Here is a 17,715-nt window from a genome sequence, read left to right on the forward strand (position 1 = left end):
GGCGCCCACGACGTGTGGCTGCGCCGCGCCGGCGCCCAACTGGACTCCGCCGCGACCAGGCTGACCTTCGAGTCCGACTACGACGCCGTGCTCCACGTGAAGGCATGCCGCGACCGCCTCGACGACGCGATCACCACCACGGCCGCAGACTGCGAAGCTCACCCCGGTGCTGCGGCGGCTGGGCTGCCTGCGCGGAATCGGGCCCCTGACCGGGCTCGCGTTGGCGGGCGAGGTCGGCGACTGGGACCGATTCACCGGCAAGACCATCGGCTCGTTCATCGGGCTGGTGCCCAGCGAGTACTCCTCGGGCCAGTCACGGGTCCAGGGGTCGATCACCAAGACCGGCAACACCCACCTGCGGCGCCTGCTGGTCGAAGCCGCGTGGCACCACCGGCCCGCCTACCGCATCGGCAAGACCATGCGGGACCGGTGGGAGCTTGCCGGGCCTGCTGCTCGCGCCCGCTGCGACGAGGGCAACCGGCCACTCCACCACCGCTGGAGCACCATGCGCGCACGACCCAAGAGGCACACGATCGCCAACGTCGCGATCGCCCGCGAGCTGGCCGGCTGGTGCTGGTCGCTGGCCGTCCTCGAAGAATGAGGACCGATCCCTGAACTGCTTCGTCGACCCAGGCCCGCTGGCAGCAGCGCGAGGAGCGACCCGCGACACAGCTATGAGCAGCACCGAGAGCCACACCAGTGATCGGCGCGACGCTCGACCCTAGACACGCGATCCGCTCCAGCCGAACAGCCCGTCCTGCGGTAACCAACCCGCGCATATCAGCCTGACCGTGCGTCGCCAACGACACGCGACCAGCCGCCACACCCCGACGAAGCACGAGGCGCCCGCCCCACCATCAGTGGGACGGGCGCCTCAACCTGCCCTTGACAAGAGGTGCCTACATATCAGCTGACCGCCTGCCTTGCATTGGCCCCTGCGCGTGCGGGTGCCTACCTCTGGGTGCTGCACGTCACCCAGGATGCCGCAAGACGCGAGCGGAGGTGCTGGCACCGACGGTGTCAGCTCGGGACGAGTCAAGCGCTTGGCGTCTTGGAACGTAGGAACGAGGTCCGCGGTAGCCCGTCCGAGCCCCGAGTCGGGTATTCGCAGACCGGCGCACTCCCGAGGATCGTCGTCCTGCCAGCGCCGCTGGGTCCAATGATGCCGAAGATCTCCCTTCGTCAACGGTGAAGGAGACGTCGTTGACGGCAACGTGCTGTCCGTACAGCTTGTACAGATTTCGGACTTCCAAATGCCATCATGCGCGAAGTTGAGGGCCACCGAACCCCGTCACATCGACTGCAGCCTCTGAGCTTGGGTTGGTTCGTGCCTCCACCGTTCGGTGGGTGGGGCTGCATCGCAGTCCCGGGTCATCTCTTAGGCGAGCAGGGCGTAAAGCGCTGCGCGGTGGGCCCGGTAGGCACGATCGCCTGGGCGCGTCATGGTGTACGTCGTGGCCGAGCCCGGTCCGCGCCCGCGCTTGTTGACTTTGACGTAACCAGCCGACTCCAGCGCAGACATTTGTTTGGACAGGTCCGAGTCGGTCAGGTCGAGTTGTTCTTTGAGGAACCGGAATGTGGCGTACTCGGTGTTCGCCAGCACGGCCATCGCTATGAGCCGCTTCGGTGCGTGTAAGACAGGGTCGAGGTCGCCCAGGCTCATGGCAGCCGCTCCCGCACGACGGCCGCCGCACGCTCATAGCGGGCTTGGAACAGCCGCAGGCCCACGGTCACCAGAGCGAACGCGGCACCGGACGCTGCCGGGACCCCGGCCAACCACATCACGCCCGCCACAAGGACGGCGATGCCCACCGCTCCGATGGCGTAGCACCGGTACTCCCGCCGGATCTCCGGCGGAGGAGTGCCACGACCGGGCATGGGGAAGGCATCGTACCGCCGGGCACACCACCCCACGAACGCGCCGACGCCGGCGGCGAGCGTGATCATCGCCAAAACGAAGGCGAACTCGCTCTCGCTCCAGAACGCGAATGCTCCCACATAGGCGGCGAACCACACGCCAAAGAGTGGTGGCACCCACCAAGGCGAAGGCCGCATCCGGATGTAGGGCGCCGCCTCGCCGCGCTCCAGCTCACGGATGCGCTCGAACGGCCCCAAAGAACTTTCCATAGGCGCAAGCATAAGAGAAGTTGCCATTTATGCAAGTAACATTCCGGGAGTCGCCCCCGGATGCGAGGGCGAGCCCGGGGGCGCGGCTAGCAGCTCAGCGCTCCGCTGGGTCTTGCTGTCACCAGAGGATGCAGCAGTCCCTCCGGCCTACTACCGGCGGTTCGGTTTCGTGCCGGCGAGTGAACTTGGACTGGCCCCCCAGACGTCGGCTACGGCGACGAGTTCCAGGTCGGTCCTCAAATGGGGCTTACATCCGCGGGCGCTCCCAGTTCACGGCCCCCCGCTCGCCTCTAATGACCAACGGTGCCGCCGGTCATCGAGTCGCTGGTCGCGCCGCGGTCCGCGACGGGTCGGGCGCGCGCGCGGGGCCTTCAATGTGCGTTGCTCCTGAACGGGCCGCATGCGCCGAGCCAACGTGGGCGGCTCCGCACCGTGACGCTGCGGCCGAGCGTCCCGGTCCGGAGGCGCTGGTGACAAGAAGTTCGGCTGTTGTTGCATACACCGCACACCCGGGGGGTACCCCCCGCTGTCCCCAACAGCCCAGCAACGGCGATCACGGGGCATCCAAATCAGGACACCAACATGTCGCACCACGCCTCCTTGTTCCATTTCGCCGGTCCCGATCACCTCATCGCACCCGCTGAGCTGGACCTAGCCGCTGTCCCCGACCTCGTGCGCTCCGTCCAGCAGGCGCATCGCAACGCCACCGGTCGGTGCCTGACCGTAGATCTGTCCGGGGTCGTGCGGATGGACCCACGCCTGGTCCGCTCGCTCACCTGGGCCAGCCGATTCACACGATGCCACGGAGGACGGATGCGGATCGTCCCACCCCGAACCGGTGTCCTGACCCCGCTTGCAACACTGGCGTTGCTACGCCACTGCGCGCCCACAGTCGTACCTCGGCACGCCCAGGTGCTCGACGTCGCTTAGCGCGTCACGCGGACCAGACAGCACAGACTGGCGAAGAGGCTTGACTGACCTCTTCGGAGTGCTTCCTCCGCTTGAAGAACGGCTTCTCCATGAGCCTGGTGACCACCGAGTCCGGCCACCCATACATTGACCCCCCATAGGGCGCCGAGGCGACCGTGGCGGCACGACGAGCATCGCCCATGCGGCAACTCCGAAGATCGATCCTGCTGATACCGCCGCGAGTCGGCTCGACGGTTCAAGGCGCGGGTCTTCCTCGACGCAGGTCCCGCGGAATCACGGACCGATCCGTTGCAATCGCGTGCATGTGCTGTGCCAGCGCCGGGGTCAACGGTCGCGTAGTCTGGAGTCAGAACCGCCCACGGACCCGAGACCGTGGGCGGTTCTTTCATGCCCGGCGGAGAACTTCAGCATCCGTCCAGCACAGCGCCGCTTCAGGCAGGGCATCAACTGTGCTCAGGGCACGCAGCGCCTCCCGCGACGCATCGGCAGGTGCGTCCTCACACCGCCTGAAAGCGCACCGATGTGCGGATGGTGTGTGCCAACGGCGTTCGGACTGACCGCGACACGCCACTGCAGTTCACTCATGAGATTTCCCCGCAGACTTGTCCGGCGCGTTGCAGCAGGGGAATGAGATTGGCGACTGACGGGGCTGGGACGGTGCCTGCGCTGTTTCGGGATCTGCCGCGACGAGTGCGTCACTCCGCCGCCTTCGAGCTACTCGGCGGACGGCGCCGTGACCTATACCCGAGCCGCACGCGCTGGCACCTTGTCCCGCGGTCATACACCCACGCAGGTTGCAGCTCGAGCCCCAGTGCAGACCGACGCCTGACGGACCAACGGCGAGTAACGCTGTCGATCTGGGCGCCGCCCGTTCGACGTACGGGTGACACCACTCTGGAGGAGCCATGCGCGACGTGACCCTGTACGCCCTGCTGTCCTTGGACGGAGTCGCGGAGGAGCCGGGCGACTGGATGTTCGAGGCGGACGAGACCGTGTTCCGCAACCTCGCTGACGTCATCGGGGTCCAGGACGACGTCGTCCTCGGTCGCGGTACGTACGACTACTGGGCCGACTACTGGCCGACGTCGGACGTGCAACCGTTCGCAGACTTCATCAACACGACCACCAAGCACGTCGTGACCTCACATCCCCTGGACAAGGGCTGGGAGCAGTCGGTCGTCGTCGACTCCCCGCTCCCGTCCTACGTCAGACGGCTGAAGGCAGGGTCGGGAGGCGACATCGGCGTCCATGGCAGCATCGCCGTCGCCCAGACTCTGCTGGCCGAGGACCTGGTGGATCGTCTCGAGCTCGTCGTCGTCCCGACGTTGGCCGGCACTGGGCGGCGTCTCTTCGAGGACGGCTCAGATCCCCTCAGACTGACCCTGACGCGGGCTGAATCGTCGCCGACCGGTTCCGTGTTCCTGAGCTACCGGCGTCCTTCGTCCGATTGAGCTCAGACGCGCTACCGGGAGATCACGACCTTCAGCGCCTTGGTCTCCGCCGCCCGGCCGAAGGTGTCGTAGGCGTCCATCATCTCGTCGAGCGTGAAGTGGTGGGTCGCGAACTTCTCGACCGCCAGCTTGTGCTGGGCCACCAGCTTCAGGAGCATCGGCGTGGTCGAGGTGCTGACCAGGCCCGTGGTGATGGTGAGGTCCATGATCCACAGGTCCTGCAGCTGCAGCTCCACGGGTGATCCGTGCACGCCCACGTTGGCGATGGAGCCACCGGGTCGGACGATCGTGGTGCAGGCGTCGAACGTCGCCGGGATGCCGACGGCCTCGATCGCCACGTCGACGCCGAGCCCGTCGGTCATCGCGAGCACCTGCTCACGCCAGTCCGCGCTGCCGCTGTCGACGGTGTCGGTCGCCCCGAAGCCCAACGCCTGTTCCAGCCGGTTGGCGTCGAGGTCGAGCGCGATGATCCGGGCCGCGCCGTAGAGCGTGGCGGTCATCATCGCGGCCAGGCCGATCGGCCCGGAGCCGACCACCGCGACCACGTCGCCGGGCTTCACCCGGCCATACCTGACACCGATCTCGAACGAGGTCGGGATGATGTCGGACAGCATGACCGCGGCCTCGTCGCTCACCCCGTCGGGCAGCTTGTAGACGGAGTTGTCCGCGAACGGCACCCGGACCAGCTCGGCCTGGGTGCCGTCGATCAGGTGACCGAAGATCCAACCGATGCCGCTGGCGCCCTCCTCGGCCAGGCAGTGCGCGTAGAGGCCCTGGTGACAGTACGAGCAGGCGCCGCACGCGCTGACGCACGAGAGCAGCACGCGGTCGCCGACGGCCACCGTGGACACCGCCGAGCCCACCTCGGTGACGGTGCCGACGCCCTCGTGGCCGAGGATCCGACCGTCGGTCACCGCCGGCACGTCCCCCTTGAGGATGTGCAGGTCCGTGCCGCAGATCGTGGTCGTGTCGATCCGCACGATGATGTCGGTGGGTTGCTGGATCTGGGGATCGGGAACGTCCTCCCAAGCCTTGTTGCCCGGACCGTGGTAGACCAGTGCCTTCATCTGTCCTCCTGATGTGCGTCGGCTGCCCGGTGGCGATCGCGAGCTCAGCTGCTCGATCCACGGGTGGTCGCTCCACTGGGGGCAGATCGCGGGGCTTCCGGCGATCGAGCGTGGATTTCGACGGTACGCCGCACCCGGACTCCGCGCACGAGGCGTATGGCCCCGGTCTTCCGCGCGCCGCCGCCGAGCCCTACCGGGTCAGCCCTCGCAGCGACTCCCTACGCAGACGGCGCGTCGGCGACCTCACGCGCTCCTCGACCCTGCCGCTCGGTGCGCCGCTGCGCGCGGCGCTCCTTGCGCCGCTCGACGAGCACGTAGAGGGCCGGCACCAGGAGGAGGGTCAGGAACGTCGAGGACAGCAGGCCGCCGATGACCACGACCGCGAGCGGCTGGGAGATGAAGGCGCTGCCGCCGGTGACGCCGAACGCCATCGGCGTGAGGGCGAGGATCGTGGCGAGCGCGGTCATCACGATGGGACGTACGCGCTTCCCGCCGCCGTCGGCCAGCGCCTCGGCGATGCTGGCCCCGGCCTCGCGGCGCTGGTTGACGAGGTCGATGAGCACGATGGCGTTGGTGACCACGATGCCCACCAGCATGAGCGCGCCGATGAGCGACGGGACGCCGAGCGGGATGCCCGTGAGGACCAGCAGCAGCATCGCGCCGGTGGCCGCGAACGGCACCGAGACGAGCAGGATCAGCGGCTGCACGAGCGACTTGAAGGTCGCCACCATGACGACGTAGACGATCGCGATGGCGATGAGGAGCGCGAGGCCGAGCTGGCCGAACGCCTCGGCCTGGTCCTCCGACACGCCGCCGATGGAGACGTCGGTGCCCTCGGGGAGGTCGAGGTCGTCGACCAGGGCCTGCACGTCGGCGGTCACCGAGCCGAGGTCGTCGGCCGCGGGCTCGGCGGTGATGGTGACCGTGCGCTCGCCGTCGGAGCGGGTGATCGCGGTCGCGACGTCCTGCTCGACCAGCTCGGCGACCTGTCCCAGCGAGGTGCCGTCGCCGACGGGCAGCTGCCGCAGCTCGGCGATCGAGCTCGGCCGCGGGCCGCCGACCACGACGACGTCGAGCTGCTCGCCGTCGATGGTGGCCTGGCCGACGGGCGGCTGCGACAGGGCCTGGGCCAGCACGCCACCGAGGAACCCTGAGGTGAGGCCGGCGGCCTCGGCCTCGGGGCGGGCCCGGACCGACAGCACCGGCTGGGCCGCTGCGGCGTCCGAGGTCACCGTGCCGATGCCGTCGACGCCCTCCAGCTCGGTGGCCACGATCTCGGCGGCCTCGCCGAGTCGGGACTGGTCGGTCGCGGTCACCACGAGCTCGAGCGCCGAGGCGAAGCCGGCGTCGCCGGCGGTGACGGTGACGTCGCCGGTGGCGTCGGCCAGGGCCGCCTCGATCCGCTCAGCGGCCGCCTCGCTGTCGGCGTCCTCCGCCAGCGTGAGGGCGAAGGTCGTCGCGCCGCCGCCGAAGATGGCGGCCACGCCCTCCCCGGTGCCGACGGTGCTCTGGACCGTCTCGACCTCGTCGTCCTCGACGAGGACCGACTCGACCTCCCGCGCTGCGGCGTCCTGCCGGTCGAGCGTGGCGCCGGGCTCGAGCTCCTGGGTCACCGTGAGGGTGTTCTGGCCGCTGCTGCCCAGGAAGTTGGTCTTGATGAAGGGGGTCAGCCCCAGCGTCGCCACCAGGACGACGACGGCGACACCGACGGTGCGCCACGGGCGGCGGACCACCCAGCGCACGGTGGGGTCGTACGCGCGGCGCAGCCACGAGCGCTCCTCCTTGGCCTCGGCGTCCGCCTGCACCCGTGCCGGGTCGACGACCGTGTCGGGGCTCTTGAGGAACCAGTAGGCCAGCACCGGGATGATCGTGAGCGACACCAGGAGCGAGGCCAGCAGGGCGAGCGCCACGGTGACGGCGAAGGGGCGGAACAGCTCGCCGACCTGGCCGCCGACGACGCCGATCGGCAGGAACACCGCGGCCGTGGCGATCGTCGAGGAGGTGATGGCACCGCCGACCTCGCGCACCGCGGTGGTGATCGCGGCGACCTTGGACTCCCCGTAGGACAGGTGTCGCTTGATGTTCTCGATCACCACGATCGAGTCGTCGACCACGCGGCCGATCGCGACGGTCAGCGCGCCGAGGGTGAGGATGTTGAGCGTGTAGCCGCCCAGCCGCAGGCCGATCAGCGTCACCAGGAGCGACAGCGGGATCGACAGGGCCGTGACGAGCGTGGACCGGACGGAGAAGAGGAACAGCAGGATCACCAGGACCGCGAAGAAGAGCCCGAGGGCGCCCTCGGTGGTCAGGTCCTCCACCGACTTCTCGATGAAGGGTGCCTGGTCGAAGGCGACGGAGAACTCGGCACCGTCGCCCAGGTCGTCCTCGAGCTCGGGGATGAGCTCGGCGACCGCGTGGGAGATGTCGACGGTGTTGCCGTCGGGCGTCTTGGTGATCGCGACGGCGAGGCTCGTCTCGCCGTTGGTGCGGGAGTACGACGTCGGCGTCGCCTGCGCGGTGCGCACCTCGGCCACCTCGCCGAGCGGTCGCGTACCGCCCTCGGGCAGCGACACCGGCACCCGGCGCAGCTCGGCGAGGGTCGTCGGCGTGGCGCCGACCTGGACCGACAGGCTCGACCCGGCGTCGTCGACGGTGCCGGCAGGCACGAGCGAGGCGTTGGTCGACAGCGCGTCGGACACGTCCGCGGCGCTCACTCCGAGCTGGCGGGCCCCGGGCGTCAGGGTGACCTCGACGCGGTCGGTGGGGGCACCGGTGACGTCGACCTGGCGGACGCCCTCGACGTCCTCGAGGGCCGGCACGACGAGGCGGTCGATGCGCTCGGCGAGCTGCGCGGGGTCGGCGTCGGAGGTGACCGCGAGCTGCACCACGGGGAACTGGTCGAAGCTGCCGGCGAAGACGACCGGCTCGACGGACTCCGGCAGGCCCTGCGCACTGCTCATCGCGCTCTCGGCCTGCTGCTGGGCGCGCTGGAGGTCGGTGCCGTACTCGAGGGTGAGCAGGACCAGCGAGACGCCGCTCGACGACGTGGAGTCGACCTGCTCGAGCCCGTCGACCCCGGAGAGTGCCTGCTCGGCGGGCGCCGTGACCTCCTGCTCGACCGCCTCCGGGGAGGCGCCGGCGTAGGGCAGGACCACGCCAACGGCCGGGAACTCCAGGTTGGGGATCAGCTCCTGCTTCAGCGCCCCCGCGGACAGCACGCCGAAGATCGCCACCATGACCGTGGAGAGGGCGATGAGGGCTCGGTTGCGAAGCGAGAAGGACGCGAGATGACCCACGGGGTGCGGCTCCTGTGTCAGGGCGGACCGGAGGTCCACGAAATCGTTAGCGCGATGCTAACGATATGGTGGTGACCGTGAGCAATCGGGACGAGGACGTCCGCGAGGTGGAGGCGCTCTCCTGCCGGCTGCAGGAGGCCTTCGCCCACGTCCGGGTCGACGAGGTCGTCGCCACCGAGCTGTCGGTCCAGCAGCTCAAGGTGCTCATGCTCGTGCAGTACCGCGCCCCGATGACGGCCCACGCCGTCGCCGACGCCCTCTGCGTCAGCGCGGCGACCGTGTCGGGCCTCGTCTCGCGACTCGTGGCGGGCGGGTTCCTCGTCCAGGAGCCGGCCCCGGACGACCGGCGCGCCCTGCTCCTGCGTACGACCGCGGCGGGCAGCGAGGCGCTCGAGGACGTCGCCGCCATGCAGCTGCGGCACTGGCGCGACGTCGTGCCCGGGCTCACCGACGCCGAGGTCGCCGGCCTCCGGCTCGGGCTCGCCGGCATCGAGCGCGTGATGCGCGGCACCCCAGGCGGCACGCGCGAGGGGTGACGACCTCCTGACCGCGGGGACGCGTGCGTCAGGACGCGCCGCCTCGACCCCTAAGAGGCGTCAGGACGCGCCGCCTCGCGGCGGCGGCGGACGAGCACCCAGCCGCCCACCCCGACCAGCACGATCAGGAGCAGGACGTCGGCCGCGAGCCCGATGTCGTGCTCGAGCGCGCGGTAGGACGCGCCGACCAGGTAGCCCCCGACCGCGACCGCGCTCGCCCAGAGGACGCCACCGACGACGTTGAAGACGGTGAACCTGAGCCGCGCCATCCCGATCGCGCCGGCGGCACCGGGCAGCAGCGCGCGCACGACCGCGATCCAGCGTCCCAGCGCCACCGCCAGGCCCCCGCGACGCCGGAGCAGGTCGTAGGTGCGGTCGATGTCCCCGGGCCGGACGACGTGGCCCAGCAGGCGTCCCGCGAGCCGACCACCGTGGCGCCGGCCGAGCTCGTACCCGGCCTGGTCGCCGATCAACGCGCCCGACGACGCGGTGAGGATCACCGCCCACAGCGGCAGCTCGCCCTCGTGGGCGACGACACCGCCGATGAGCACGGCGATCTCCCCCGGGATGAAGACCCCGACCATCAGACCGGCCTCCGCAGCGGGGAGCGCGAAGACCACGAGCAGCACCAGCCACGGCGGCAGTGCGACCAGTGCGTCGACGATGCCCGTCACGAGCCCCTCTCCCCTCACCCTGGCGCGAGGTCCGCGCGACCCGCCGGGTACCGGGCACGCTACGAGGACCCCAGCCCCTCGGACAGTGCCGAAGGACCAGTGGGTTCCGGGGCCGGTGTGCTCCGCCGGCCGGCCCCCGCAGCGACGAGCATGGCGGTGTGCCGGCCCTGACCCCTCGCACCGCCTGGGCGATCGCCGTCGTGTCGGTGGCCTGCCGCCTGGCGCTGCGGGGCACCCACGGCGACCTCGTGCCCGACGTCATCGACCTCGCCGTCTACCGCGCCGAGGGCATGGCGCTCCGGCACGGGTGGGACCTCTACGGCGCCCTGCCGGGGGTGCGCGGCCTGATGACCTACCCGCCGTTCGCCGCGATCGTCTTCTCCCCGGTGAGCCTCCTGCCGATGGGCGTCCTCGCCCCGGCGTCCGTGCTGGCCAACGTGGCGCTGCTGGCGGTGGTGGGCCACCTCTCGCTCCGTCTCGCCGGCACCGAGGGCCGCCGGCTGAGCACGGGCACGGCCGTCGTGACCGCGGTCGCCGTGTGGTGCGAGCCGGTGCAGTCCACGATCGCGCTCGGCCAGGTCGACCTGCTGGTCGTCGCCCTCGTCCTGGCCGACCTGACCGTGCTGCGCGGCACCCGGTGGGCCGGGGTGGGCACCGGTCTGGCCGCCGGGCTCAAGGTGACCCCCGCGATCGTCGTCGGCTACCTGCTGCTGGCCGGCCCCCGGCGGACCGGGGTGAGAGCCGCCGTGACGGCGCTCGGCACGGTGGCGCTCTCCGCGATCGTGGACCGGCAGGCGACGTGGGACTACTGGACGCGCCACCTCTACGACGACCGACGGGTCGGGAGTCCGGAGAGGATCACCAACCAGTCGGTCCGAGGATGGCTGGTCCGTGCCTTCGGTGAGCGCGATCTCGCGGGTTGGCAGCTCGCCACGACGATGGTGGCCGTCCTCGCCGTGCTGCTGGTCGGGACGTACGTGGCCGTCCGGGCCGGGCGCGCCGGCGACGACCTGGGCGGCCTGGTGGCCATCGCCGCCACCGGGCTGATGGTCTCGCCGATCTCGTGGACCCATCACTGGGTCTGGTGCGTGCCGATGCTGGTGCTGGGCTGGCAGCGCTCCCGGCTGCTGCTCGTCACCGTGCTGGCGACCACCGCGACGTACGTCGTCCGACGGATCGACGACGACCGACCGGAGCTGTCGTGGGACGCGCTCCAGGTGGCGGCCTCCGGTCCCTACGTCGTGCTCGGGCTCGTGGCCCTGGCCGTCGTCGCGCGGGGCGTGCCGCTGGCCCGTCGTACGGCCGGGACCTCGCCGGCTCGCGCGGCCTGACGTCGCCTCAGCCGGGCAGGACCGACCGGGCCGCGGTCACGCCGCGCACGCCGCGACGGGGAGCCCGGACGTACGCCACTCCAGCATCCCGTCCTCGAGGCGCCGTGCCTCGACGCCGGCCCCGCCCAGGATGCGGACGGCGTCGTGCGCCATCACGCAGAAGCTGCCGCGGCAGTAGGCCACCACCGGCGGCGCGTGCCGCAAGGCGTCCGTCTCGCCGTCCAGCGTCTCGAGCGGCATGCTCCGGGCGCCCGGGATGTGGCCGGCGAGGTACTCCTCGGCGGGACGCACGTCGAGGAGGGTGACCTCGCCGGACGCCAGCAGCTGCTCGAGCTCGTCGCGCGTCACCAGGCCCACCTCCCCCGAGCCGGGCAGGTCGAGGTAGGCCTCGAGGGCCCGGCCGACGTCGGCGGAGCGGTCGCGGGCGACGGCGCGCATCGCGGCGTAGAGGTCGGCCACGTCGTCGCCCGCGAGGCGGTAGAACACCTTGGTCCCCTCGCGCCGGGTCAGCACCAGGTGGGCGAGCTTGAGGACCTGCAGGTGCGCCGAGACCGTGCTCACCCCCATCCCCGCGGCCCGGGCCAGCCCGTCGACCGTGCGCTCGCCCTGGGCGAGCAGGTCGACCAGCTCGAGCCGCTTGGCGCTGCCGAAGGCCTTGCCGACGACGGCGAGCTCGTCGAACAGGTGGTGGCGACGCTCTTCGTTCATCGTTCCTCCAATGATCTTTGGAAGATCGTAGGTTGTCTTGCTACGGTCCTCGCATACCCCCCAGGGTATCCATCGGACCTAGGAGGCCCCATGCCCATCCCCGTCACCGTCGTCCCGATCGACACCCCCGGCCTCGGCGACCGCACGTACGTGGCCCACGACGGCGCCGTCGCGCTCGTCGTCGACCCGCAGCGCGACATCGACCGCGTCCTGGCCGCCGCCGACGAGGCGGGCGTGCGGATCACCCACGTCTTCGAGACCCACATCCACAACGACTACGTCACGGGCGGGCTGGCCCTGGCCGAGGCGGTCGGCGCCGCCTACCTCGTCAACGTCGACGACCCGGTCGCCTTCGAGCGCACCCCCGTCCGCGACGGCGACGTCGTCGCCGTCGGCGACACCATGCGGGTGCGCGTGGTCCACACCCCCGGCCACACCCACACCCACCTGTCCTTTGCGCTCTCGGCCGGCGACGAGCCCGTCGCGGTGTTCACCGGCGGGTCGCTGCTCCACGGCTCCACCGGCCGTCCCGACCTGCTCGGCCCCGACCACACCGACGCCCTGGTCCACGCGCAGTGGCACTCCGCCCAACGCCTCGCCGACGAGCTGCCCGACGACACGTCGGTCTTCCCGACCCACGGCTTCGGCAGCTTCTGCTCGGCCACCCAGTCCGACGCGACCGCGAGCACCATCGGCGACGAGAAGCGGACCAACCCGGCCCTGACCAAGGACGAGGCGGACTACGTCGACGGCCTGCTCGCGGGCCTCGAGGAGTTCCCCGCCTACTACACCGAGATGGGCCCCGCGAACACCGCCGGCCCGCGGGCGGCCGACCTGTCCGACCCCGAGCTCGCCGACCCGGCCGAGCTGCGCCGCCGCATCGACGCCGGCGAGTGGGTCGTGGACCTGCGGACCCGGTCGGCGTTCGCCGCCGGTCACCTCAGCGGCAGCGTCAACTTCGGCCTCGACGGCCAGTTCGTCACCTACCTGGGCTGGATCCTCCCCTACGACGCGACCATCACGCTGCTCGGCGAGACCCCCGAGCAGGTGGCCGAGGCGCAGCGCGAGATGGTCCGCATCGGCATGGACCCGGCCGCGATGGCCACCGGCACGCCCGAGGACTGGGCCGACGGCGCCCCGCTCGGCAGCTTCCCGGTCACCGACTTCGCCGGGCTCGCCGCGGAGATCCGCGAGGACCCTGCCGGCGAGCGCGTGGTCCTCGACGTGCGCCGCCCGGCGGAGTACGACGCCGGCCACATCGCCGGCGCCGTCAACGTCCCCGTCCACGCCGTCCTGGCCCACCTCGAGTCGATCCCGCAGCAGAGGCTCTGGATCCACTGTGCCGGCGGCTACCGCGCCGGCGTCGTCGCCTCGGTCCTCGCCGCGCGCGGCCACGACGTCGTCGCCATCGACGACTCGTACGACGAGAGCGCTGCCGAGGCCGGGCTCACGCTCGTCTGAACCTCGCACTCCCCCACCCCCCGATCAGGAGACACCTGCCATGACCAGCACCCCCACCGAGGCCCGCACCCTCGACGCCCACACCCTCCAGGAGCGCCTCGCCGACGGCGAGCCGCCGCGCATCCTGGACGTCCGGACCCCGGCGGAGTTCGACACCTCACACATCCCCGGCGCCTACAACGTCCCGCTCGACACGCTCCGCGAGCACCGCGACGAGCTGCGCCGCCACCTCGACGAGGACGTCGTCCTGGTCTGCCGCTCGGGCGCCCGGGCGACGCAGGCCGAGGGCGCGCTGCGCGAGTCCGGGCTCCCCGGCGTCCGGGTGCTCGACGGCGGCATGACCAGCTGGGAGGCCATCGGCGCCCCGGTCAACCGTGGCCGTCAGACCTGGGAGCTCGAGCGCCAGGTCCGCCTCGTGGCGGGCACCATCGTCGCCGGCAGCGTCCTCGCGAGCACCGCCGTCCCGCGGCTCAAGTGGGTCGCCGCGGCCATCGGCACCGGACTCACCGGCGCGGCGCTGACCAACACCTGCGCCATGAGCGTCGCGCTGTCGAAGATGCCGTGGAACCGCACCGCCGACTCGTGCGACATCGACGAGATCGTCGCCGCGCTCTCCGGGGACGACGCCGCATGAGCCCCACCGTCGCCGTCGTCGTGGTGCTGGCCGTGCTCGTCGGCGTCTCGCTCGGGATGCTCGGCGGCGGCGGCTCGATCCTGACCGTCCCGCTGCTCGTGTACGTCGCCGGGCTGGACGCCAAGGTCGCCATCGCGGCCTCGCTCTTCGTCGTCGGCGTCACCTCCGTGGCGGGCCTGGTCAGCCACGCCCGCCACGGGCGGGTCAAGTGGCGCACCGGCCTGATCTTCGGACTGGCCGGCATGATCGGCGCCTACTCCGCCGGTCTCGTCGGCGGGCACCTGCCCGGCAACGTGCTGCTCATCGCGTTCGCGGCGATGATGGTCGCGACCTCGCTGGCCATGCTCCGTGGGCGCAAGAACCCGCCGGCCCACGCGTCGGACGGCGAGCTGCCGGTCAGGCGGATCGTCGTCGACGGCCTCGTGGTCGGCGTGGCCACCGGCCTGGTCGGAGCCGGCGGCGGGTTCCTCGTCGTGCCGGCCCTGGTCCTGCTCGGCGGGCTGCCCATGTCGGTCGCGGTCGGCACGTCGCTGCTGGTCATCTCGATGAAGTCGTTCGCCGGGCTGGCCGGCTACCTCAGCTCGGTCGAGCTGCCGTGGGGACTCGTCCTCAGCGTCACCGCCGCCGCGGTCGTCGGCAGCGTTCTCGGCGGCCGGCTCGCGGGCCGGGTGCCCGAGGCCCGGCTCCGGCGGGCGTTCGGCTGGTTCGTGCTCGTCATGGGCGGCTTCGTCCTGGTGCAGCAGGGCCCGGCCTGGGCCGCCCCCGCCGCGCTGACCGTCATCGTCACGGCAGGGCTCGCCGCCGGCGCGTGCTGGCAGTTCGTCCGGGCCTGCCCGCTGCGCCGCGTGGTCGCCGGATAGCTCCGGTCGGTCAGTCCTGCCGTCCGGAGCGGTGCGGGTGGTCGTCGTGGCGCGGGTCCTGCTCGGGATAGCCCGCCTTGGGCTCGACGCCCTCTGGCTGCGGCTCCTCACCGCCCGGGCTCTGCTCCGGAGGTGCGTCGACCGGGGACCCCTGGGCCGAGGTGTCGCGGAGGCCGTCCGCCCCCTGCTGTCCCGGGCCGGTGTGACCGACCCACTCGCTGCTCGAGCCCATGCCGCCCGCGGCGCCGTCGGGCCCCGAGCTGTTGGGGGTCGACTCCCGCTCGACCTGTTCCGGCTTGTCGTTTGTCATCGGCGCCTCTTCCTGTCGCGACGACCGGTCCGGGTCGTGCGTACGCGTGACGCCCGGACGCGGCCTGCCACCGGCGGTGGTGGTGACGCCCGGTACCCCCGCTCCCCCCTCGCATGTGCGGGCGCGTCGCCGATCCGGAGAGTCCACGGGGTCACGCCAGGGCGGAACGGCGCACGCCGGAACCGTGCACGTCGCACGCCCCGGACGTGCCACCCGAGCCGGCCGGGTTGCAGCCCCCGGCCGGCTCGGGAGCTCAGGTGGCCATGTCGAAGACCAGGCGCGCCGGGACCGCTCCCGACAGCACCTCCTCGAAGCAGGCGTTGACGTCTTCGAGGCGACGCGGCTCGGCGACCACGCGGGTGCGCCCGTTGGCGTGGAGGGCGAAGCAGTCGGCGAGGTCGTTGCGGGTGCCGACCAGCGACCCCGTCACCGAGATCCCCTTGAGCACCGTCTCGAACACCGGGAGCTCGAGCCGGTTGTCGGCGGGCAGGCCGACCAGCACGAGGCGGCCGTTGGGGTTGAGCGAGGCGTGGGCGGCACGCATCGCGGCGGGCGACGGGACGGTGACGACCGCGATGTCCACCCCGCCGAGGGCCTCGAGCTCCACGGCCTGGTTGCCCCGCCCGTCCACGACGTGGTCGGCGCCGAGCTTCTTGGCCAGGTCGAGCTTGGCGTCCTCGACGTCGACGGCCACCGTGGTGGTGCCGAACACCTTGGCGTACTGCAGCGCGAGGTGGCCCAGGCCGCCGATGCCGACGACCATCGCGGTCTCGTTGGGCTGCGGGTGCGCCACCTTGAGCGCCTTGTAGGTGGTGACTCCCGCACAGGTGAGCGGCGCGGCGTCGAAGGCCGACACGCCGTCGGGCACCGGCACGGCGTGGCTGGCGTAGCCGATCGCGTACTCGGCGTAGGAGCCGTCGATCGTGTAGCCGGTGAACTCCGGGGTCACGCAGTAGGTCTCCCACCCACTGACGCAGTAGCGGCACCGACCGCAGGCACGACCGAGCCACGGCAGGGCGACCCGCGTGCCGACGACGGGCGTGTCCACGTCCGGGCCGACCGCGACGACCTTGCCGACGCCCTCGTGACCCGGGATGAGCGGCATCTTGGGCTTGATCGGCCACTCGCCGCGCGCGGCGTGGATGTCGGTGTGGCACAGCCCGCTCGCCTCGATCTTGACCAGCACCTGCCCGGGGCCGGGCTCCGGCGTCGGGATGTCGCGGATCTCCAGCGGCGCGCCCATCTCCGGGACTACTGCTGCTCGCATGTCGTTCTCCTCAGGTCGGTGCTGCGTGGGTGCTGCGTGGGCGCTACGGCGGTGCTGCGGGTGCTACTTGTTGAGCTCTCCTGCGTCCTCCAGGACCAGGTCGGCGGTCGACAGCCCGCGGTCGGACGGCACGATCCGCACCGGGCAGTGCGCATTGGCCATCACGGCGCGCGCGGTCGGGCCCAGGTGCAGGGCGGCCGCGACCCCGCGCGGCCTGCGGACCAGCACGATCTCGTCGACCCGCTCCGAGGCGCTCACCAGGGCGTGGGCCGGCTGGTCGTGGACGACGCGCACCTCGACCTCGACGTCGGGGTAGACCGCCCGCCACTGCTCGAGCTCGCGGTCGACCTCCTCGTGGGCGCGCTCGGCCCAGTCGGTCTCGGCGACGCGGTGGGCCACCACGTCCTCGTAGAAGCTGGGCAGTCGCCACGCGTGCAGGACCACCAGCCGGGCTCCGCGGGCCTGCGCGGTGGCGAACGCCTCGGCCAGGAGCTCGGGCGAGCCGTCGGGCCGCTTGATGCCGACCAGGACGGTCCCGGTGGGCTCGCCCCCGGGCCACGTCTCGGGCACCGTGACGACGGGGGCCCGCGAGCTCGCCGCGACGGCGGTCGACACGTTGCCGGTGAAGATGCGGGCGGCCACCGGACGACGGTCGGCGCCGAGCACCACGAGCGGGGCGTCCTCGCTGACCGCCAGCAGCGCCGGCACCGCGCCCTCGCGGGAGAGGCTCGTCGCGAGCCGGGTCGACTCCGGGGCCCGGGCCTCGTCCACCGTCCTCTGCACCACGGCCTGTCCGGCGGTGGTCAGGTCATCGACCGGCAGGGGGTACATCGGCGTCATCGGCACGAAGATCGGCACGGCGTGCACGACGTGCACGCCCGCCCCGAGGCGCGCAGCCTCGGCGACGGCGTAGCGCAACGCCTGGACGCCTGCCCGGGACCCGTCGACGCCCACCACCACGTCGCCGTCCCCTGCAGCCGACCTCCGGTCCTTCGACATCTCCACGCCTCCTCGTCCCGGCGGGCACCTCCCGCCCACCACCATCCTTTCGGTGGACCGCGGC

At 71.7% G+C, this 17,715-nt stretch carries 16 protein-coding genes; 7 read left to right on the forward strand and 9 right to left on the reverse strand.

Going from position 1 to position 17,715, the window contains the following annotated elements; translation table 11 throughout:
- Positions 1-166 precede the first annotated feature (166 nt).
- Positions 167-601, forward strand: a complete 435-nt coding sequence (locus AC3X7Z_RS12955; RefSeq protein WP_489976167.1) for a transposase — start codon at positions 167-169, stop codon at positions 599-601.
- Positions 602-1,378: 777 nt separating this feature from the next.
- Here the strand turns inward: AC3X7Z_RS12955 and AC3X7Z_RS12960 are convergent.
- Together AC3X7Z_RS12960 and AC3X7Z_RS12965 are read right to left on the reverse strand one after the other, a co-directional pair.
- On the reverse strand, positions 1,379-1,663 hold the full coding sequence (locus tag AC3X7Z_RS12960) for a transcriptional regulator (RefSeq protein WP_186341894.1): 285 nt from the start codon (positions 1,661-1,663) through the stop codon (positions 1,379-1,381).
- Positions 1,660-2,127, reverse strand: a complete 468-nt coding sequence (locus AC3X7Z_RS12965; protein WP_489976168.1) for a UbiA prenyltransferase family protein — start codon at positions 2,125-2,127, stop codon at positions 1,660-1,662. The genes AC3X7Z_RS12960 and AC3X7Z_RS12965 overlap by 4 nt, the downstream gene beginning before the upstream one ends.
- Before the next feature lie 1,835 nt (positions 2,128-3,962).
- On the opposite strand from AC3X7Z_RS12965, the gene AC3X7Z_RS12970 reads away from it, so the two are divergent.
- Positions 3,963-4,508, forward strand: a complete 546-nt coding sequence (locus AC3X7Z_RS12970) for a dihydrofolate reductase family protein (protein WP_489976169.1) — start codon at positions 3,963-3,965, stop codon at positions 4,506-4,508.
- An 11-nt stretch (positions 4,509-4,519) separates the two neighbouring features.
- On the opposite strand, the gene AC3X7Z_RS12975 is transcribed toward AC3X7Z_RS12970, so the two are convergent.
- Both AC3X7Z_RS12975 and AC3X7Z_RS12980 read right to left on the reverse strand, forming a co-directional pair.
- Positions 4,520-5,575, reverse strand: a complete 1,056-nt coding sequence (locus tag AC3X7Z_RS12975) for a zinc-dependent alcohol dehydrogenase family protein (RefSeq protein ID WP_186341890.1) — start codon at positions 5,573-5,575, stop codon at positions 4,520-4,522.
- A gap of 218 nt (positions 5,576-5,793) precedes the next feature.
- Entirely contained in the window at positions 5,794-8,871 is a 3,078-nt protein-coding gene (locus tag AC3X7Z_RS12980) for an efflux RND transporter permease subunit (RefSeq protein ID WP_489976170.1), read from the reverse strand.
- Between the two features lie 77 nt (positions 8,872-8,948).
- Here AC3X7Z_RS12980 and AC3X7Z_RS12985 point away from each other — a divergent pair, with 77 nt between their 5' ends.
- On the forward strand, positions 8,949-9,407 hold the full coding sequence (locus AC3X7Z_RS12985) for a MarR family winged helix-turn-helix transcriptional regulator (RefSeq protein WP_186341888.1): 459 nt from the start codon (positions 8,949-8,951) through the stop codon (positions 9,405-9,407).
- 50 nt (positions 9,408-9,457) lie between these two features.
- Here AC3X7Z_RS12985 and AC3X7Z_RS12990 read toward each other — a convergent pair whose 3' ends face one another.
- Complete coding sequence (locus tag AC3X7Z_RS12990) at positions 9,458-10,081, reverse strand: DedA family protein (protein ID WP_206054554.1); 624 nt, start codon at positions 10,079-10,081, stop codon at positions 9,458-9,460.
- A 158-nt stretch (positions 10,082-10,239) separates the two neighbouring features.
- Between AC3X7Z_RS12990 and AC3X7Z_RS12995 the strand changes: the two genes are divergently transcribed.
- Positions 10,240-11,412 (forward strand): glycosyltransferase 87 family protein, encoded by a 1,173-nt coding sequence (locus tag AC3X7Z_RS12995; RefSeq protein ID WP_489976171.1) that lies wholly within the window; start codon positions 10,240-10,242, stop codon positions 11,410-11,412.
- A 36-nt stretch (positions 11,413-11,448) separates the two neighbouring features.
- Here AC3X7Z_RS12995 and AC3X7Z_RS13000 read toward each other — a convergent pair whose 3' ends face one another.
- Entirely contained in the window at positions 11,449-12,120 is a 672-nt protein-coding gene (locus tag AC3X7Z_RS13000; protein WP_489976172.1) for an ArsR/SmtB family transcription factor, read from the reverse strand.
- Between the two features lie 90 nt (positions 12,121-12,210).
- On the opposite strand from AC3X7Z_RS13000, the gene AC3X7Z_RS13005 reads away from it, so the two are divergent.
- Genes AC3X7Z_RS13005 through AC3X7Z_RS13015 form a run of 3 tightly spaced genes read left to right on the forward strand, consistent with a single transcriptional unit; the run spans position 12,211 to position 15,075 of the window.
- Positions 12,211-13,581 (forward strand): MBL fold metallo-hydrolase, encoded by a 1,371-nt coding sequence (locus tag AC3X7Z_RS13005; protein ID WP_489976173.1) that lies wholly within the window; start codon positions 12,211-12,213, stop codon positions 13,579-13,581.
- Positions 13,582-13,621: 40 nt separating this feature from the next.
- Positions 13,622-14,215 carry a rhodanese-like domain-containing protein gene (locus tag AC3X7Z_RS13010; protein WP_489976174.1) on the forward strand — a complete coding sequence of 198 codons (594 nt, stop codon included), beginning with the start codon at positions 13,622-13,624 and terminating at the stop codon, positions 14,213-14,215.
- On the forward strand, positions 14,212-15,075 hold the full coding sequence (locus AC3X7Z_RS13015) for a sulfite exporter TauE/SafE family protein (protein WP_186341883.1): 864 nt from the start codon (positions 14,212-14,214) through the stop codon (positions 15,073-15,075). The genes AC3X7Z_RS13010 and AC3X7Z_RS13015 overlap by 4 nt, the downstream gene beginning before the upstream one ends.
- Positions 15,076-15,085: 10 nt before the next feature.
- Here the strand turns inward: AC3X7Z_RS13015 and AC3X7Z_RS13020 are convergent, their stop codons facing one another.
- The 3 genes from AC3X7Z_RS13020 to AC3X7Z_RS13030 all read right to left on the reverse strand — a co-directional run bounded on the left by AC3X7Z_RS13020 (position 15,086) and on the right by AC3X7Z_RS13030 (position 17,651).
- Complete coding sequence (locus tag AC3X7Z_RS13020; RefSeq protein WP_186341882.1) at positions 15,086-15,385, reverse strand: hypothetical protein; 300 nt, start codon at positions 15,383-15,385, stop codon at positions 15,086-15,088.
- Positions 15,386-15,638: 253 nt separating this feature from the next.
- Positions 15,639-16,652, reverse strand: a complete 1,014-nt coding sequence (locus tag AC3X7Z_RS13025) for a zinc-dependent alcohol dehydrogenase (RefSeq protein ID WP_186341881.1) — start codon at positions 16,650-16,652, stop codon at positions 15,639-15,641.
- Between the two features lie 63 nt (positions 16,653-16,715).
- Positions 16,716-17,651, reverse strand: coding sequence for a universal stress protein (locus AC3X7Z_RS13030; RefSeq protein WP_489976175.1), 936 nt, complete (start codon positions 17,649-17,651; stop codon positions 16,716-16,718).
- Positions 17,652-17,715 lie beyond the last annotated feature (64 nt).

The sequence above is a fragment of the Nocardioides sp. Z24_21 genome, from assembly GCF_058134345.1.